The 18,119-nt window shown below is 60.4% G+C and carries 15 protein-coding genes and 1 tRNA gene; 11 read left to right on the top strand and 5 right to left on the bottom strand.

All coding sequences use genetic code 11. The features are described 5' to 3' along the window. The first annotated feature begins 82 nt into the window (after window positions 1-82). A complete protein-coding gene (locus I2I05_RS03970) occupies window positions 83-1,291 on the top strand; it encodes an aspartate aminotransferase family protein (protein WP_196281485.1) in 1,209 nt (402 codons plus the stop codon). A gap of 83 nt (window positions 1,292-1,374) precedes the next feature. Here I2I05_RS03970 and I2I05_RS03965 read toward each other — a convergent pair whose 3' ends face one another. Then, window positions 1,375-1,833 (bottom strand): tellurite resistance TerB family protein, encoded by a 459-nt coding sequence (locus I2I05_RS03965; protein ID WP_196280940.1) that lies wholly within the window; start codon window positions 1,831-1,833, stop codon window positions 1,375-1,377. Window positions 1,834-2,066: 233 nt separating this feature from the next. Between I2I05_RS03965 and pfkA the strand changes: the two genes are divergently transcribed. After that, a complete protein-coding gene (gene pfkA / locus I2I05_RS03960; RefSeq protein WP_196280939.1) occupies window positions 2,067-3,038 on the top strand; it encodes a 6-phosphofructokinase in 972 nt (323 codons plus the stop codon). A gap of 148 nt (window positions 3,039-3,186) precedes the next feature. On the opposite strand, the gene miaA is transcribed toward pfkA, so the two are convergent. Together miaA and I2I05_RS03950 are read right to left on the bottom strand one after the other, a co-directional pair. After that, window positions 3,187-4,131 (bottom strand): tRNA (adenosine(37)-N6)-dimethylallyltransferase MiaA, encoded by a 945-nt coding sequence (gene miaA, locus I2I05_RS03955; protein WP_196280938.1) that lies wholly within the window; start codon window positions 4,129-4,131, stop codon window positions 3,187-3,189. A 23-nt stretch (window positions 4,132-4,154) separates the two neighbouring features. Then, on the bottom strand, window positions 4,155-5,831 hold the full coding sequence (locus I2I05_RS03950) for an amidase (protein WP_196280937.1): 1,677 nt from the start codon (window positions 5,829-5,831) through the stop codon (window positions 4,155-4,157). A gap of 427 nt (window positions 5,832-6,258) precedes the next feature. Between I2I05_RS03950 and I2I05_RS03945 the strand changes: the two genes are divergently transcribed. The 3 genes from I2I05_RS03945 (at window position 6,259) to I2I05_RS03935 (ending at window position 8,720) form a co-directional block, all read left to right on the top strand. Next, window positions 6,259-7,113 carry an ankyrin repeat domain-containing protein gene (locus I2I05_RS03945; RefSeq protein ID WP_196280936.1) on the top strand — a complete coding sequence of 285 codons (855 nt, stop codon included), beginning with the start codon at window positions 6,259-6,261 and terminating at the stop codon, window positions 7,111-7,113. A gap of 50 nt (window positions 7,114-7,163) precedes the next feature. Further along, entirely contained in the window at window positions 7,164-8,060 is an 897-nt protein-coding gene (locus I2I05_RS03940; RefSeq protein WP_196280935.1) for an ankyrin repeat domain-containing protein, read from the top strand. Window positions 8,061-8,141: 81 nt separating this feature from the next. After that, window positions 8,142-8,720 (top strand): hypothetical protein, encoded by a 579-nt coding sequence (locus I2I05_RS03935; RefSeq protein ID WP_196280934.1) that lies wholly within the window; start codon window positions 8,142-8,144, stop codon window positions 8,718-8,720. Here I2I05_RS03935 and I2I05_RS03930 read toward each other — a convergent pair. Then, window positions 8,711-9,880, bottom strand: coding sequence for a glycosyltransferase (locus I2I05_RS03930; RefSeq protein ID WP_196280933.1), 1,170 nt, complete (start codon window positions 9,878-9,880; stop codon window positions 8,711-8,713). The two genes, I2I05_RS03935 and I2I05_RS03930, sit on opposite strands and share 10 nt — an antisense overlap. 124 nt (window positions 9,881-10,004) lie before the next feature. On the opposite strand from I2I05_RS03930, the gene I2I05_RS03925 reads away from it, so the two are divergent. The 5 genes from I2I05_RS03925 to I2I05_RS03905 all read left to right on the top strand — a co-directional run bounded on the left by I2I05_RS03925 (window position 10,005) and on the right by I2I05_RS03905 (window position 17,150). Next, complete coding sequence (locus I2I05_RS03925; protein WP_196280932.1) at window positions 10,005-13,697, top strand: PAS domain S-box protein; 3,693 nt, start codon at window positions 10,005-10,007, stop codon at window positions 13,695-13,697. 56 nt (window positions 13,698-13,753) lie between these two features. Beyond that, window positions 13,754-14,140: a response regulator gene (locus tag I2I05_RS03920; protein ID WP_196280931.1), complete on the top strand. Its 387-nt coding sequence runs from the start codon at window positions 13,754-13,756 to the stop codon at window positions 14,138-14,140. 126 nt (window positions 14,141-14,266) lie between these two features. Continuing rightward, a complete protein-coding gene (locus tag I2I05_RS03915) occupies window positions 14,267-15,034 on the top strand; it encodes an MBL fold metallo-hydrolase (RefSeq protein WP_196280930.1) in 768 nt (255 codons plus the stop codon). A gap of 73 nt (window positions 15,035-15,107) precedes the next feature. Next, window positions 15,108-15,566 carry a hypothetical protein gene (locus I2I05_RS03910; RefSeq protein WP_196280929.1) on the top strand — a complete coding sequence of 153 codons (459 nt, stop codon included), beginning with the start codon at window positions 15,108-15,110 and terminating at the stop codon, window positions 15,564-15,566. Between the two features lie 21 nt (window positions 15,567-15,587). Next, window positions 15,588-17,150 carry an NFACT RNA binding domain-containing protein gene (locus I2I05_RS03905; RefSeq protein ID WP_196280928.1) on the top strand — a complete coding sequence of 521 codons (1,563 nt, stop codon included), beginning with the start codon at window positions 15,588-15,590 and terminating at the stop codon, window positions 17,148-17,150. Between the two features lie 177 nt (window positions 17,151-17,327). On the opposite strand, the gene I2I05_RS03900 is transcribed toward I2I05_RS03905, so the two are convergent. Continuing rightward, window positions 17,328-17,409 (bottom strand) — tRNA-Leu (locus I2I05_RS03900). 199 nt (window positions 17,410-17,608) lie between these two features. On the opposite strand from I2I05_RS03900, the gene I2I05_RS03895 reads away from it, so the two are divergent. Continuing rightward, window positions 17,609-18,064, top strand: coding sequence for a low affinity iron permease family protein (locus I2I05_RS03895; protein ID WP_196280927.1), 456 nt, complete (start codon window positions 17,609-17,611; stop codon window positions 18,062-18,064). Window positions 18,065-18,119 lie beyond the last annotated feature (55 nt).

The raw sequence follows: 18,119 nt of genomic DNA, 5'->3' as shown, positions 1-18,119 counted from the left end.
TCGTTATTTTTGTGGGATAATCGAAAGAAGCGGTGAATAGTTTATCCTTTCCCTGCAGTCCGTTCTAACCATCGCCGTGATTCTGACTCCCCGCCAATTGTTTCTGCGCCACCAGGCCCAAACCTCCGATTTTCCGCTGTTGCTGGAGATTGAGCGGGCCGAAGGCGTGTACATGTACGCCCCCGACGGCCGCCGCTACCTCGACCTCATTTCGGGCATTGGCGTGAGCAACGTGGGCCACCGCCACCCGCATGTGCTGGCCGGTATCCAGGCCCAGCTCGACAAATACCTGCACCTGATGGTGTACGGCGAGCTGGTGCAAGCCGTGCCCGCCCAACTGGCCGAGGCCATGCACCGCACCCTGCCGGCTCAACTCGATTCGGTGTTCTTCACCAACTCCGGCGCCGAGGCCATCGAAGGCGCCCTGAAGCTGGCCAAGCGCCACACCGGCCGCACCGAACTCATATCCTGCTTCAACGCCTACCACGGTTCTACCCACGGCGCGCTGTCCATTACGGGTTCCGAGGACTTCAAAAACAGCTTCCGCCCGTTGCTGCCCGATGTCCGCCACATCCGTCACAACGAACTGGCCGACCTCGCCCTCATCACGGAGCGTACCGCGGCCGTAGTTATCGAAACCGTGCAGGGCGAGGCCGGCGTGCGGGTGCCCAACCCCGGCTACCTGCCGGCCCTGCGCGCCCGCTGCACCGAAGTAGGGGCGCTGCTGGTGCTCGACGAAATTCAGTGCGGCTATGGGCGCACCGGCAGCATGTGGGCCTTTGAACAGTTCGGCATCGAGCCCGATATTCTGGTGTGTGCCAAGGGCATGGGCGGCGGAATGCCCATCGGGGCGTTCATTTCCAGCACCGAAATCATGAGCGGCTTCAAAACCAACCCCATTCTGGGCCACTGCACCACTTTTGGCGGGCACCCGGTAAGTTGTGCGGCGGCGTTGGCCACGTTGCAAGTGGTGCAGCAGGAAAACCTGGTGGCGGGCGTGGCCGAAAAAGCAGCGCGGTTTCGGGCGCAGCTGCGGCACCCGGCCATCCGGGCGGTGCGCGGCTGCGGCCTGCTCATGGCGGTTGAGTTCGACTCCTTTGCCGTGCTCAAGCCCATCATCGACCACGCGCTGGCCCACGAAGGCATTCTGACCGATTGGTTTTTGTTCTGCGACAATTCCCTGCGCTTGGCCCCGCCACTCATCATCACCGAGGAGGAAATTGACGAGTCCTGCGCGGCGCTGCTTCGCGCCATCGACCACGTGACCGGAGTGGATACCACGCCACAGTAAGCGTCTAAAAACAGGCGGGCCCGTAGCGGCAACCGGTGCAGGTTGCCGCTACGGGCCCATGTGCGTGCTTACGGTTGACGTTACTACACGGCGATGTCCGGACGAGGTAACTCGTTATAGTTCAAAAAAGAAGTACTTTCCTCCTTAATTCTCTCGCGCGGCACGCCATCCTTCACGCCTTGCGAAATTTTGCGAACCAGCACGCCCACAATGGCTTTGCGGAAGCCCAACTTCTCGGCCATCATGATGCAGAAGTCCATTTCGGTTTCGTCGACCACGCCATCGGCCAGCATCATGTCGACAAGGTCAAAAATCTGGTCAAAACGTTCGGAATCGTTGCTGGGTAGTTCGGTGCTGGCGCCTTTGGCTCCGGAAACCAGTGCCTGGACTTCGGACGAGTTGATGCCATTCTTCTTGCCGACGGCCAGAATGAAGTTCATTTCCCGCGCGTCAATGTGGCCATCGGCTTTCGCGAGGGCCGCAAGATTGAGCAAATGCCCTTTAATTTTTTTAGCCTGCTCATTTTCAAAAAAACCGAACATATAACGTGGGAATTAGGTGGTGAGAAATGAGTTAGTGGCCTTTAGGCCGATTGGAGAGGTAAGATAGTCGAAAATCAACCAGTTGCTACTTGGCAACTACGCGAAACACAAAAAAAAGATAACCACCTTCTTACGGCTTTTATGGTTGCAGGAGGTGGGCGTTTGGTTTCCTTTCACCAACTTTGCGGGGTTTGGGCGCTATTCATGCGCCCACTTGTTTCTAGAAAGGTCAGATGAAGAGAATTGGAGTATTTACGAGCGGAGGAGATTCGCCGGGCATGAATGCCGCTATCCGCGCCGTGGTGCGCACGGCTACTTACCACGGCATTGAGGTATACGGCATTATGCGCGGCTACAGTGGCATGATTAAGGGCGAGTTTGTACGGTTGGATTCGGCCTCGGTTTCGAACACGGTACAGAAGGGCGGCACAATTTTGAAATCGGCACGCAGCCAGAAGTTTACCACCAAAGAGGGCCGTCAGCAGGCATTCGACCAGTTGGTGAACAACGGCATCGAAGGCCTCGTGGCCATCGGCGGCAACGGCACCTTCACCGGCGCCATGATTTTTGAGGAAGAATTCGGCATCCCGACCGTGGGCGCCCCCGGCACCATCGACAACGACCTCTACGGCACCGACTACACCATTGGCTACGACACCGCCGTGAACACGGCCCTGGACTGCATCGACAAAATCCGCGACACCGCCGACTCGCACGACCGGTGCTTTTTTGTGGAAGTGATGGGCCGCGACTCGGGCTACATCGCCATCCCGTGCGCCATCGGGGGCGGGGCCGAAATTGTGATGATTCCCGAAACGCAAATGAGCGTGGACGTGGTAATCGACACGCTCCAATCGGGCTGGAAACGCTCCAAAACCTCGTTCATCGTCATCGTGGCCGAGGGCGACGAAGAAGGCAACGCCACCAATGTAGCGGCCCGGGTGAAGGAAGCCATTCCGCAGCTCGACACCCGCGTCACCGTCATCGGCCACATTCAGCGCGGCGGTGCCCCCACTGCCGCCGACCGTCTGCTGGGCTCCCAAATCGGCATCGCCGCCGTGGAAGGCCTCATGAACGGCATGCGCAACGTGATGGCCGGAATTATCGACAAAAAGCTGGTTTACACGCCTTTCGTCGATACCATCAACAAGAAGAAGCTCATCAACCAGAGCTTCATGCGGATGGTGGAAATCCTGAGCGTTTAGTATAAACAGGGCCGATAAGGGCAGGGCGGTAAGCAGAACGTCATGCTGAGCGCAGCCGAAGCATCTCGCGTGCTGAAGTAATCATAATCGTTCAACGATTGGGTCACTACCACACGCGAGATGTTTCGGCTGCGCTCAACATGACGTTCTATTTTAGCGTCTCTGCGCTCAGGTTTACCCACTGGTAGGCCGCGTCGCGGCGTAGCCAAGTGAGCTGGCGCTTGGCGTAGCGGCGGGTGTTGCGCTGGAGCAGCCGCACGGCTTCGTCCCAGTCGTACGCACCATCGAGAAAGCCGAAGATTTCCTGGTAGCCCACGGTTTGTAGGGCGTGGTGGTGGCGGTAGGGCAGGAGGCCCTGCACTTCTGCCAGCAAGCCGGCCGCCAGCATGTGCTCCACCCGCAGGTTGATGCGCTGGTACAACTCCTCCCGCTCGCGGGTGAGAGCCACCTTTACGTTGCGAAACAGTGGGTTTTCCTCGGGTGGGCTTTGGGTGTGGAAGCTGGAAAACGGCTGGCCGGTCGCGCGCGTAATTTCCAGGGCCCGCACCACGCGCTGCGGGTTTTGCTGGTCGATGCGGGCGTGGGCCACGGGGTCGGTTTCGGCCAGCTCGGCTACGAGGTGCGCGAGGCCGTGGGCCGCCAGTTCAGCGTGCAGCTGGGCGCGGACTTCGGGCGGCACGCTAGGAAGTTCGTCTAGCCCATCGGTCACGGCTTGCACGTACAGGCCGGAGCCACCGGTGAGAATAACCAGTGGGTGTTTTTGAAAGAGCCCGGCCAGCACCGCGTGGCAATCGGTGGCGAACCGCCCGGCGCTGTAGTCTTCCGCGATGCTGTGGCTATCGATAAAATGGTGCGGCACACCCTGCATTTCCACTGCCGTCGGCTTGGCCGTACCAATGCTTAATTCCCGGAAAAACTGCCGCGAATCGGCCGATACAATTTCGGTGTGAAACTGCTGCGCCAGCTGCACGCACAGTGCCGTTTTGCCCACCGCCGTAGGGCCGGCAATGGTGAGCAGCACCGGCCGCGGGTCGGCTTCAGTGGGCGCCAGCTGGCTGAGAATGGCGGGCGGCAGCAAGGGTATTTCGGTCATTGCGAAGGGAAAATGCACGCGGCTTACAACACCGGGTGTTTTTCATCAAATTCCGTTGCGTCCTGGTAGGCTTTGGCGAGGGCCAGGAGTTTGCCTTCTTCGTAAAGCTGGCCCATAAAGGTGATGGTGGTGGGCAGGCCGGCCGCCGTGAAACCATTGGGAATGGCAATGGCGGGCTGGCCGGTGAGGTTGGTGAGCGTGAGGTTGGCGCTGAACGATGGGGCGATGTAGGCGTCGAGTCCTTTGAGCTGGGCATCCATTTGCTCGATGAGCAAGCTGCGCACGCGCTGGGCCTGGAGGTACTCCACGGCCGGAATAAAGCGGGAGGAACGAAAGGTGTTGGGCCAGGCAAAGCGGTTTTGCAGCACCATTTGGGCATCGCGGCCCGAGCGGGTCAGGTCGTCGAAGGCAGCGGCGCCTTCGGCCGTGAGCACGAAGCGCAGAGCACCGGGTGCGATGGCCGGCAACTCTATCGGCACCAGTTCAACGCCAAGCTTGCGAAGGACTTCCAGGGTGGCCAGGTCGTTGAGTTTGGTGGGGTAGTTCTGGTCAAAAGCCGTTTTCACGAAGCCCACGCGCATCTTCTTCAAGTCGGTGCCGAAGGCGTAGCGGAAGGCATTCGGGGCCTGCAGGGTGGCGGGGTCGTGGGCATCGGGGCCAGCAGCGGTGAGGGCTGCCAGCACAATGGCGCAGTCTTCGGCAGAGCGGGCAATGGGACCGGCTTTGTCCATGGTCCAGCTCAGGGCCATGGCGCCGGCACGGCTCACGCGGCCGTAGGTGGGGCGCAGGCCCGTGACGCCACAGGCCGTGCTGGGGCTGATGATGGAGCCCAGCGTTTCGGTGCCAATGGCATACGGGAGCAGCCCCGCCGCCACCGCCGAGGCCGACCCGGCCGACGACCCACTGGAACCCTTGCTAACGTCCCACGGCGTACGGGTTTTCTCGCCAAACCACACGTCGCCCTGGGCCAACTCGCCCAGCGTGAGCTTGGCCAGCAGTACCCCGCCGGCGGCGCGCAGGCGCTCCACCACGGCGGCGTCTTCATCTAGGTTCTGGTCTTTGTAGGGCACCGAGCCCCAGGTGGTTTTGTAGCCCTTGGCGCTGAACAAATCCTTTACGCCGAACGGAATACCGTGCAGCGGTCCGCGGTACTTGCCGGCTTTGATTTCCTGGTCAGCTTGCCGGGCTTGTTGCAAAGCCAGTTCCTCGGTGAGGGTGATGACGCAGTGCAGCTTGGGGTCGTATTTCTGGAGGCGGGCCAAAAAGAACTTGGTCAGTTCTTCCGAAGAAATCTGCTTGGTCCGGAGCAGTTCGCCCAGTTGCCGCACGGTGTAGAAGGCCAGTTCGTCGCGGTATCCCGGCATCTTTACCCTGCCCATTTCGGGCAGCTTGCCGGCGTTGTCCTTGGGCGTGGTCACCATGGCTTGCCGCAAGCGCAACGGGCGCGGGTCGAACACCACCGACGGTGCGACGCTATTTGGCAGACTGATTTTGCGCAGCGTTTCGTAGCTCTCGCGGTACCCCGTCAGGTTGCGGCGGGTGGAGTCGAGCTGGGCATCGGTGAAATTGAGGCCGAACAGCTGCTGGGTGGCGCGGGCAATGGACACGGTAATTTCATCGGGCGCGGTGGGCCGGGCTACGAAAGCGCCAGCGGCAAAGCACGCGCCGCCAAGCAGCAGCGCCGGTAATATTTTTTTCATGCGGGGAGGGGCTAAAGCAACAAAGCAAAGCTACTGCGGCCGGGACGGAGCTGCTGCTACACGAGTATGCGGCTCGAAGGTGTCATATGTAGCGATATGCATACTCAATCGGAAAATTTGGAGCGCAACAGAGAACTCATGTTGTGTTTTTCAGGCGCTTTGGGACTGTGGCAAGACGCCAGGCACGTACAATAAAGTATATCGATTAAGCTCAGTCATGATAAATGAAAAGTCTATTTATGTAGGTGCTTTATGATTGATAGAAGGTTTACTATTAATAGTTTTAGATTGATTTTTGATTCCAATATATGAAGGTGATAAAGTCGGGTATCATCACCGATTTGAATTGCAGGGCTGGGGCGTTGCGCTATTTTCGTTTCCTCAGTTACCCGTCGGTTGGCCGTGTGTTGCTTTAACCTCACTTTTTATGGCCTCTCAATTTTCGCTGCCTCGCTTTGTGGGCTTGGTGCTTCCCTTATGGCTGATACTGGTTGGCGGCCTGCGTGCGCAACCCGTTTTGCCGCACGTGAGCGACTATAGTGTCCGTTCGTTTGAATACAGCCCCGCTTGGCCTCTAGCCAAGGCCGTGCAATTTCAGCAAGGCTGGCTTATCCGGCTGCTGCTGGCGGCTAATGCTCAATTAGCCCGCTATCAAGAGCCTCACCACGGCCAGAGTATGCTGTATTTCGCTGTTTATACCCACCGTTACCTAGCTGTGCGGGCCCTCCTCAAGGGTGGGGCCGACCCAAATGTCGCGTTTGTGGGGCAGGAGGGCAAGACGCCACTCATGGAAGCTGCCGCCTTTTACGGCACGAGCAAGTACGTGCGCCTGCTGCTGGCCCACGGCGCCGACCCTAATTTGGCTTCGCGCCCACCCGGCCAGCTACGGCAAACCACTCCACTTATAGAGGCCGTGGGCACGCGCCTAGAAAGCGTGCAGGCGCTGGTTGAGCAAGGGGCGCAGGTGAACTACGTTACCCCCGACGACCTACGGACGGCTCTTGGAGCCGCGGTATCCGGGCGGGACTTTGCCGTGGTGCGCTACCTGCTGGTGGAGCAAAGAGCCGATTTTCGCTTGGTGAAAAGCTTGACGTTAAAGAAAGACACCGTACGCATTGCCGAACTGCTCAAGAATTTGGCCTATCCGCTCGATTCGAAAGAATATGCGCAGAAGATGGAATTAGTGCGTTTTCTTGAGGAACGAGGCATTGACTACCGGGGGGCGCCCGTGCCCGAACGCTATTATCGCATGTACCCAAAAGAATTTATCGATGCCTACTAACTCTGGAGACTCGTGCATTTTCTTAAATCCTTCACTCTCTAGTTGCTAGGATGGCGACCCTTCGAACTCCCCGTTACCTCGCCCCTTGGCAGGTGCTTGCGTCCCTGGCGCTGGCTGGCGCTCTGCTGCTCCCGGCAGCCCGCCTACAGGCGCAAGCCGCAGAGCCGATGGCGCGGCCGCGCCCCGACGTCATCAAACGCAAAGACGTGCGGCTCTTCGCGGATAGCCCCGCTTGGTCCCTGGCTCGGGCAGTGCAGTTCCAGCAAGGCTGGCTTATTCGCCTGCTGCTGCTGGCTCGTCCCGCTGGGTCTCGCTACCAGGAGCCCGTCTACGGGCAAACCCTGCTGTATTACGCCGTCTTCACCCATCGTTACCTTGCCGTGCGGGCCCTGCTCAAGGGCGGAGCCGACCCCAACGCGGCGTTTGAGAACCGGCAGGGTAAGACGCCGCTCGTGGAAGCGGCCCGCAACTACGACACGAGCAAGTATGTGCGCTTGCTGCTGGCTCACGGCGCCGACCCTAATTTGGCGACCCGCCCGCCTGGCCCCCCAGGCCTTACCACGCCCCTAATCGAGGCCGCGTGGTCCCGTCTAGAAACCGTGCAGGTGTTGCTGGCACAGGGTGCGACTCTCAATTACATCACGCCCACTGGCTTTCATTCGGCGTTAAAAGCCGCTTTGGTTGCCCAAAAAATTGACATCGCCCGCTACCTGTTGCTCGAGCAACACGCTGCCTTTCGCCAGCCCATGGGCCAAACCATCGACGGCGATACATTTTACATCGCCGACCTCTTAAAGGAACTTCCTTACGAATTGGATTCCCCAAAGCACCGCACGAAGATGGAGCTGGTCCGTTACCTCGAAGCCCGCGGCGTCGACTACCGAGGGGCGCCTGTGCCCAAACGCTACTACCGGATGTACCCCAAAGAATTCATCCAAGCTTACTAAGCCCAAATGGCGCCTTTCCCGGTCCCAAAATGCCTGAATTGGCTCGTGGGAACGGAAGCGGGCACCCATTGCCCCCTGAATATGACCATAAACATGAAAGCATGCCTGCTGTGGACGGCGGGGCTGCTGGGCGCGTGCACCGAGCGCCTCTCCGGGCCCTTGACCTTGGCACCGCCGAGCGGCACTCCGTCCGCTGGGGCCAAATGCCTGACGGTTCTTGTGGCCGATAGCGTCGAGGTTGCTTACACTAAGGTCTTGCAGGGCCTGGTCCGGGCCGGCTACCAGTTGCCGGTGTTATATCACAAAGGTAACGGCCAAGCCGCTACCTTCACGACCGAGCCCAAACCCGTGGCGCCGGGGGCGAGCCTGGAGCTGCAGGTGACGGTCGACCTGCTGACACCGGGTACCGCGCCGCTTTACACAGGCGAACGCGCGCTAACGGATGCACTAGGACGGTCCTTGGTTGGGGGCAGTGCCATCACCTTTATGGGCAAGTTCGTGCCCGTCGATTCCCTCGGCCAGGAGTCAGTGGGTCACTGGCCCGCACAGTGGCTTTACTATGGCAAACTCCGCGAGGGCTTGCCCATGTCGGCCTTGTGGGACGACATGCATCGCGCCGTGATGGAATGTTTCCCACATGCCCGTATTACTTACCGGTAAGAGCGTTTATCGGTTCTCATTTCGGTCTCTTCTTTAGTTGGAGTGGCTAAGTGGCTCCATAACCGCAGCAACTCTCGTTCCTCGTGCTGCCAGCTGAGCTGGGGCGCGGCGCGGCGGCAGTTGGCGGTCAGGTGCTGGTAGCGGGCGGGCTCGTCGCGCAGCAGGCGGTTGAGGGCCGTGGCCAGGGTGTCGGGATGGAGGTCGGCCACCAGTTCGGCCACGTCAAATTGGTCGTTGAGGGCGCGGTATTCCGGGAAATCGATGAGCACCTGCGGGATACCGGCGTGCACGTAATCGAAGAACTTATTAGCCAGCGAATAGTAGTAGCTCAGGCCAATGTTTTCGAGCAGCATAATGCCCACCGCGGCGTGGCGCGTGACTTCGCGCAGCGCCTCGGGCAGCACAAAGCCACGGAATTCAACCTGACCCGAACCCAATAACCCCAACTGTTCGGCCTGGGCGCGCAGAGCCGCCGAGCAGTCGCCTTCGCCGCAAATAACGAGCCGGCCCGCCACTTGCGGCATAGCCGCCAGCAGGTTTTCGAGCCCGCGACCCACGTTGAGCGCGCCCTGGTACAGGATGTAGCCGGTGGGTGGCCCGGCCACGGGCTGCGGTGCTTCGGCACGCAGGCGGCTCACGTTGCGCACCACCGCAAAGGGCCGGCCGTAGCGCTGCTCAAACACCCGCGCCAGTGCCGGCCCCACGGTATAGGCCAGCCGGGCACGGGGCACTATAAAACCTTCTACCCAGCGCCAGATGCGCTGCACGGCCGGTCGGGCCGCCACCTCGGGTACTTCCGTGAACAGCTCGTGGGCATCATACACCAAGGGCTGGCCGCCGAGCCGGGCGCGCAGCCATACGGGTAAGGCCGTGTCGAGGTCGCAGGCGCACCAGGCCGCGGCCCGCTGGCCCAGCAGGTAGAAAAACAGCCGCAGGTTGTATTCGAGGTAAAACAGCTTGCCCCGCTGAAACCAGCCCCGCAAGCGGTGCTGGGCGTAGGGCTGGGGCGTGAGCGGGGGCGAGGCCGGCCGCTCCCAGCCCACTAGCTGCACCCGGTAGCCGGCCGCCGCTAGGCTGCCGCAGATGCGCTGCATGCGCTGGTCGAAGCACAAGTCGGTGGTGACGGCGAACAGCAGCCGCGGGGTGGGGGGGGAAGGCAAGTGAGAAGGGGTGCGGAACGGACCTGGGCCGTGCGGCGTTATATTTTGGCCAAATTTACGCATGGGCTCGCCGGCCCGGTGGCTATCTTAGCCGGAAATATTTGCAGGCATTACGCATCGGCACATGAGTTCAAATCCGGTTGTTTCCTTGCCCCAGCCCGTGGCCCCGCCCACGAGCGTGCTGTTTGACCAACTGGGGCAGGCCTACTTGATGCTCGACACCCAGGGCGTCGTCGTCGAAACCAACGAGACCTTTTTGTCGCTGGTGGGCTACCCCCGCGAGCGCGTCATCGGGCAGGTGTGCCACCAGATGTTTTCGCCGCCGGCCGAGCGTAAAACCCGGCTGCTAGAACTGCTTGCCTGCATTGCCAGCGAATCGTTGGCCCCGTTCTACGAGCGGCCCATTCTCACGCGGGCGGGCCAGCTGCGCCAGGTGCACTGGCGGGGCGACTTCACGCGCAATGCCGCTGGCACCATTACGGGCGTGTGGATGGCCGGCCACGAGCCCACCACCCAGGCGCTCACTAGCCAGGGGCTGGCCGGCGATACCACCCACCTGCAGGACTTCCTCGACAACGCTCAGGATTTGGTGCAGCACCTCAGCGCCGACAACAACTTCCTGTTCGTGAACAAGGCCTGGAAGGAAAAGCTGGGCTACACCGACGCCGAGCTGGCCACCCGCACCCTGGCCGACGTGGTGCACCCGTACTACAAGGCCAAACTGCTCTACCAGCTGCGCAACCTCTACGACGGCGAGCCGGTGAACAAAGTCGAAACCGTGTTTCTGACCAACGTGGGCAAACCGGTGCACCTCATCGGCAGCATGAGCGTGGTGCGCGAGGAAGGCCAGCCGGCCAGCAGCCGCGCCATCCTGCACGACATTACCGACCGCATCAAGGCCGAGCGCCTGCAAAAAGTTTACTACAGCATTGCCAACCTGGCCATCAGCGCCAAGGACTTGCCCAGCTTGTACGGAGCCATTCACCGGGAGCTGAGCAAGATTATTGAAACCAGCAACCTGTTTATTGCGCTCTGCGACGATGCCCGCACGCAGCTACAGTTTGCCTACCACGTCGACCAGCACCCCCAGCACCGGCCGCAGGGCGCCATGCCGTTTTCCACGGGGGTGTCGGAGTACATCATTGGCGGCGGGCAGCCCCGGTACCTCACCCACACCGATTTTCAGCAGCTGATTCAGAACGGCACCATCACGTCTTACGGGCTGGTGCCCGAGGTGATGCTGGCCTCGCCGCTGAGCATCGGCGACCGCATTATTGGGGTGCTGGCCGTGCAGGATTACAGCCGCGCCGACGCCTACACGCCCAGCGACCTCGACGTGCTGCACTTCATCTCGAACCAGGTGGCCCTGGCCATTGAGCGCAAGCGCAACGAAGAGCAGATTGGCAAGCAAACCGCCCGCCTGAACGCCATTTTCGAAAGTGGCTCGCACGTGATGTGGACCGTGGACACCCGGGCCCGCCTCATGAACTACAACCGCAACTACGCGGCCCTGTTTCTGCGGCGCAACGGCATGTACCCCGTGCGCGGCCTCGACCTGTGGGAAGCCGACCTGGCCCACATGCCCGAAGACGAACGCAACGTGTTTGTGCACCACTACGAGGCCGCGGCCAAAGGCCAGGCGCAGCGCTTCGAAATGTGCCTGCGCGACCGCCGGGGCAACGAAGTGTGGACGGATATCTACCTGAACCCGATTTATTTGGGTGACGGGTCGTTTGAGGAAATCTCGGCCATTGCCCACGACATCACGGAGCAAAAACGGGCCCAATTGGCCTTGGAGGCGCAGGAGGAGAAGTTTCGCTCCATCTTCGAGTCTTTCCAGGACATTTACTACCGTACCGACAAGGACGGGCTGTTCACCATCGTCAGCCCGTCGGCCTACGACGTGCTGGGCTACAAGCCCGAGGAAGTGATTGGCCAGCCCGTGATGAACTACTACGTAGAGGGCGACGACCGGAAACGGGCCTTGGACGAGATGCAGCGCAACGGCGGCCTGCGCAACTTCGAAACCCAGATGTGGCACAAGGATGGGTACCCTGTGAGCGTGCTGGTGAACGCCCGCGTGGTAAAAGACGGAGAAATCGGGACCGAAGGCATTGCCCGCGACGTCACCGAAATCCAACAGATGCAGGACGACCTGCGCAAGGCGAAGGACGAAGCCGAAGCGGCGCTGGAAGCCAAAACCCAGTTCCTGGCCAACATGAGCCACGAGCTGCGCACGCCCATGAACGGCATCATTGGCATGATTGACCTGCTCGACCAGACCGTGGAAACCGACGAGCAGCTCGACTACGTGGACACGTTGCGCAAGAGCTCCGACGCCCTGCTCACCATCCTGAACGACATCCTGGACTTGTCGAAGATTCAGGCCGGCAAGCTGCAGGTGCACGAAAGCGCCCTGGAATTGCAGGCCGTGATGGAGCGTATCCGCGCCCTGTTCATCTACCGGGCCGAGCAGAAGCACATCCGCTTCACCTACCACATCACGCCGCACACGCCCCGCTACGTGATGACGGACGAAGTGCGGTTGCTGCAAATCCTGTCCAATCTGGTGGCCAACGCCATCAAGTTCACCAACGAAGGCACGGTGGCCATCATCGTGTCCAGCGTAAGCACCGATGGCCTGAACCACACCCTGCGCTTCGCGGTTCAGGACTCGGGCATTGGCATTTCGAGCGATAACGCCAGCTTGCTCTTTACCAATTTCACGCAGCTCGACACCACGCCCAGCAAAGCCTACGGCGGCACGGGCTTGGGCCTGAGCATCAGCCGGCAGCTGGCGGAGCTGCTGGGCGGCGAGATTGGGGTGCTCTCGGACGAGGGCGAGGGCAGCGTGTTCTGGTTCACCATTACGGCCCGCGAAGCTCGTGTGGAAGACATGCCGGTGCCCGCCCCCGTGCGCGATGCCGTGTTTCAGCCATTTGAGGCCGAGCCCCGCGTGCTGCTGGTCGACGACAACGCCATCAACCAAAAAGTGGGCCTGCGCCTGCTCACCAAGCTGGGCTGCCAGGTGGATGTGGCCGGCAGCGGCCCCGAGGCCATTGCCCTGGCCACGGCCGCCACGGCCGCTTACAGCATCATCTTCATGGACATCCAGATGCCGGACATGGACGGGGTGGCGGCCACGGCCGAAATCCGGCGCCTGCTGGGCGAGGCCTGCCCCCCGGTAGTGGCCATGACGGCCTATTCGATGCAGGAAGATGCCGGCCGCTTCATGCGCCAGGGCCTCGACGACTACGTGGGCAAGCCCGTGAAAAGCCGCCACCTCTACGAAGTGCTGCACCGCTGGCTGCGCCCCCGCCCCACGCGCCCCGCTACCGAGGAAACCGGTGCCGCTGGTGCGCTGCCATTGGCAAAGGTTGGGGCGGCCCTGGTAGCGCCGGCGCCGGTGGCCCTTGCGGCCGTGGTTGCGGAGCCTGCCAAGAATAGCGCTGCTGAGCCGACGCTTGACGAAGCCATTACGCGGCAGCTGCTCGATTTGGGTGGCGCTGAATTCACGACCGAACTATACCAGGAATTTGAGCAGGAAGCCGGCGAATTGCTGCGGGAAGCGGCTCCGCTGGCGGCCGCCGCTCAGTTTAAGGAGTTGCTGCCCATGCTTCATCAGTTGAAGGGCACGGCGGCCACGCTGGGCGGCGTGGCCCTGGCCGCCCAGGCCCGCCGCCTCGAGCAGGAGTTCAAAGCCGACCAAGTGGAAAAGGGGGACGCGGGTTTTCAACTTCTAGAACATTACTTTGTACAGTTCGTCGCCGAATATCCCAGCGCGGTCGAACGCGTCGCAAACGCCTCAAACGATTAATTGCCGCCACGTTCCATTCTATTCTGCCCCACGCCCCAACCCTCAATCCTACGCTTATGTCAGCAGATTCACCCGCTAAAACCATTCTGATTGCTGAGGACAGCTCGGTAATTCTCAATCTTACCCGCAAAATCCTGGAGCTGCAGAAATATAAAATTGTGCTGGCCAAAAACGGGGGAGAAGTGATGAAGCAATTGGAAAGCAACCCCGTCGATTGCGTGTTGATGGACATCAATATTCCCATCAAAGACGGCATGCAGTGCACGCGGGAAATCCGGGCCCATGCCGACTCCAAAATCAACAAACTGCCCATTATTGCCATCACCGGCAACGCCAACAACTACTCGATGGACCAGTTCCGTGAGGCCGGCGTGACCGATTACCTGCCCAAGCCGCTCGACTTTGATGCGCTGGTGCGCGTGGTGAAGCAGTACGTAGGGTAGGGAATGGTGAGGGTTGAATGATGGGTTATGAGCTGAAGCCAGCGCCGCTTTACTAGCGCCGCTGGCTTCGCTGATTCTTCAAGGGCAACTCATTATTCAACACTCATCATTCATAACTAAAACGAAGTGCAAGTAACCTTTCTCGGCACCGGCACTTCCTCGGGGGTGCCCATGATAGGCTGTACCTGCGACGTGTGCCGCTCGCTCGACCACCGCGACCAACGGTTGCGGGTGTCGGTGCACGTGGCCATCGGCGAGCACAGCTTCGTGATTGATTCGGGGCCGGATTTCCGCCAGCAGATGCTGCGGGCCCGCATCACGCGCCTCGATGCGCTGCTTTTTACCCACGAGCACAAAGACCACACGGCCGGCCTCGACGACATTCGGGCGTTCAACTTCCGGCAGCAAATGGACATGCCCGTCTACGGCGAGCCGCGCGTGCTGCGCCAGCTGCAGCAGGAGTTTGCCTACATTTTTGCCGAGCACAAATACCCAGGGGTGCCCCGCGTGCGGCTGCACCCCATTGAGCGCGACGACGCGCCGTTCGACGTGCTGGGCGTGCCCGTGCAGCCGTTGCGGGCCATGCACCACAAGCTGCCCGTGCTGGGTTTCCGCATCGGCGGCTTCTGCTACCTCACCGATGCCAACCACATCGGCTTGGAAACCCGCGCCCAGCTCCGCGACGCCGACGTTATTGTGCTCAATGCCCTCCGCCGCGAAGAGCACATTTCGCACTTCACGCTGGCGCAAGCCATCAACGTGCTGGAAGAAGCCCAGCCGAAACGCGCGTACCTCACGCACATCAGCCACCAACTGGGCCGCCACCACGACGTGGAAGCGGAGTTGCCACCCTGGATTCGGCTGGCCTACGACGGGCTGAAGGTCACCATCTGATTTTATGCAGTGGTACCCAGTTACTAGCCAGGAATTTTATTCACCATTGGCACCGGGTGAAGCCATCCGGCGCATGGGCACAAATACCGTTGACCGGAAACCGTTGGTGACGGTCGACAGCGCAGCTGCTTTTCAGTGCTTCTACGGCGCGGTTGAGGCGGATGCTTTTGCCGTTCGTCGCATCGCGAAGCCCTACGAATCTTCTCTACTGCCGCAGATTAGCGGCTGGGTTAAGCCAAGTCCCACCGGCCCCGGAAGCACCGTGCTGATTGAGTACCGCCTGCCCCGGCTGGTGGTAGCAGTGATAAGCCTTGGATTCTTATATGCAGTGGGGCAGGTTATTAGCAAAGTTTTGGTTGAAAACGGCAGCGGGATTTTTAGTAAAGTATTGCTGGGCCTGGGCTGCGTGCCAATCGTTGGGCTGCTATACTTGGTAGCTTTGCACGTGCCGTTCTGGCTTGAGGTGCGGAAGTCACGGCCCTTGTTTGTTAGAATACTTTCGGTGCAAGAAATAGTCGCTCCGCAGCTTTGAAGCTCCTTCCACCTCGGTATCATGCACACCAACTATTACTTTCTGCGCCAGCTTGCGCCTGCCCTCACCGAGCGGCTGCGTGGCTACCGCGTGGCTGTGTGCTTCTCGCAGGAAAAAGACGAGCTGGTGGTGGGCCTCACCAATGGCAACTCAGAGTTCTGGCTGAAAGCCCAGCTGGGCGCCACTTTCCCGGCCCTAGCCCTGCCCGAAACCTTCCAGCGCGCCCGGGCCAATTCCGTGGATTTGTTCCCGGAAATGCTCGGCCAGCAAGTTGAAACCGTGGCGGCGTGGCCCCAGGACCGGGTGTTGCAAATGAATTTCCGAAGTGGCGCCCGGCTGGTGTTCAAACTCTACGGCCCGCGCCCGAACGCCATTTTTCGGTCCACGCCGGAAGCATCAGCCCAGCTTTTCCAGCAGAAGCTGGTTGCCGATGGCGAGCTGCGGCCTCAGGCCGCGCCCGTGCCGCCTGCGCCTGGTAAATTGCCGCCGCCGCTGGCCGACCTGCCCGCCCGCTACCTTCGCGCCAATGGCTACGACCCGGCCCCGCTCGAAGCCAAAACCCGCCTAGTAAACCAAGTGCTGGCCCAACTGGAAAAGCCGGCGCACTACTACGTCATTCAGCTTGAAGGCCGCACCCGATTGAGTCTGCTGCCCTTGGGCGACATTCTGGAAACGCTGCCCGGCGACGACCCCATTGGCGCCTTGCGCCGCTTTGTGCCCATGGCCTTGGGCCGGCGCGCCCTGGAAATGGAAACCAAGCAGCTGCGCCAGCTGCTGGAGCGCCGGGCCGATGAAGCCAGCACGGCCGCGGCCCATGCCCGCCAGCGCTTGCACGCCTTGGCCCACGAAGCCGGCTACCGCCACACCGCCGACCTTATCATGGCCAACCTGCACGACATTCCCGCGGGGGCCACGCAAATCGAAGTGCTGGATTTTTATACCAACCAGCCCAAACTCATCAAGCTGAAGCGCACCGAAAAACCCCAGCTCACCGCCGAAAACCTCTACCGAAAAGGCAAAAACCAGCAGATTGAAGAGCGCCAGCTTGCCGAGCGCATCACCCGCCGCGAGGCCGAAGCATTCACCGCGTTGGAGCGCTTGGAGGAAATGGACACCGTGCCCGCTCTGGCCGAACTGCGGGGCCTGCGCACCTGGCGCAAGCAGCACGGCCTAGACCCAACCCCTACGGCTGCCAAAGCCACAACCGAGCTTCCCTTCAAGGTATTTGAAGACCGTGGCTTTACCATTTTGGTGGGCCGCAACGCGGTGAACAACGACTTGCTCACGCAGAAATACGCGCACAAAGACGACCTCTGGCTGCACGCCAAAGACGTGACGGGCTCGCACGTTGTCATCCGCCATAAGGCCGGGCAGCCCGTGCCGGAGCCCGTGGTGGAACACGCCGCGCAGCTGGCCGGCTGGTACTCGCGCCGCCAGCACGATTCGCTGTGCCCCGTGACCGTGACGCCCAAGAAGTTCGTGCGCAAGCCCAAGGGCGCGCTGCCTGGGCAGGTAGTGGTGGAACGAGAGCGAGTGGTGCTGGTGAAGCCCGGCAACCCATTTGATGGACCAGGCGGGTTGTAGGCTTTGAGGGGGCGCTACCTTGCTTTGTCTGTTATGCTGAGCGTAGCGAAGCACCTTATTACCGCTGAACAGCTGGCTCAAACTTGATTTGGTGCTACGCTAAGCAAGACAAACAAAAGCAGGCTGAAACGAAAAAGGCCCGTTCCAAGCAATTGGAACGGGCCTTTTTCGTTTGCGTGCGCGCGGGGAGATTCGAACTCCCACACCCGAAGGCACCACCCCCTCAAGATGGCGTGTCTACCAGTTTCACCACGTGCGCAAATAGAGCAACTAAACCTGGGTAATTCGGCCGAAACCGGCTTCACTGAGGTGGTGAAGCGGGTGCAAAGATAGCCGCTGCATTCTGGCCACACAACCTTCAAAGGAGCTTTTTCAGCAATGCGCCCTGTTTCAGATGATTACTACGCATCTTCGCGTCTTAGCTTGCTGTAATTTATTCTTCTTAGCCACTTTTTGTTATGAAAACTTCTCCATCTTCCTCCTTTTTTGGCCGCATGGCCGGAGGCATTACTAGGTTTTCGGGCTCGACAGCGGCCTTTATGGCGGCGGCCGGGATGGTAGTAGTCTGGGCCGCGGTGGGGCCGCTGTTTCATTATTCCGAAACCTGGCAACTGGTCATCAATACGGGGACTACCATCATTACATTTTTGATGGTTTTTCTGATTCAGCGTGCCCAAAACAAGGATTCGCTGGTGTTGCACCTCAAGCTCAACGAACTGATTGCGGCCACGCAAGGGGCCAGCAACCGTCTTATCAACGCCCAGGATTTTTCGGAGGAAGAAATTGCCATCCTCCACGGCTTCTATGGTACGTTGGTCGAACTGGCCAAGCAAGACACCGATTTGGGCAAAACGCACTCAATTGAAGAGGCCGAGGATAACCACACGGAAAAGCTGATTGCCCGCGAAGAATAAACAAATCGAGCCAAAGCCCTTCCGAAATCGACTGCTTAGAAGACCTAAAAAAGGC

The organism is Hymenobacter jeongseonensis (assembly GCF_015694725.1).
In the GTDB taxonomy this organism is placed as follows: Bacteria; Bacteroidota; Bacteroidia; order Cytophagales; family Hymenobacteraceae; genus Hymenobacter; species Hymenobacter jeongseonensis.
Note: the sequence above shows the minus strand (reverse complement) of the source record. Positions and strands in the feature narration are given on the sequence as shown.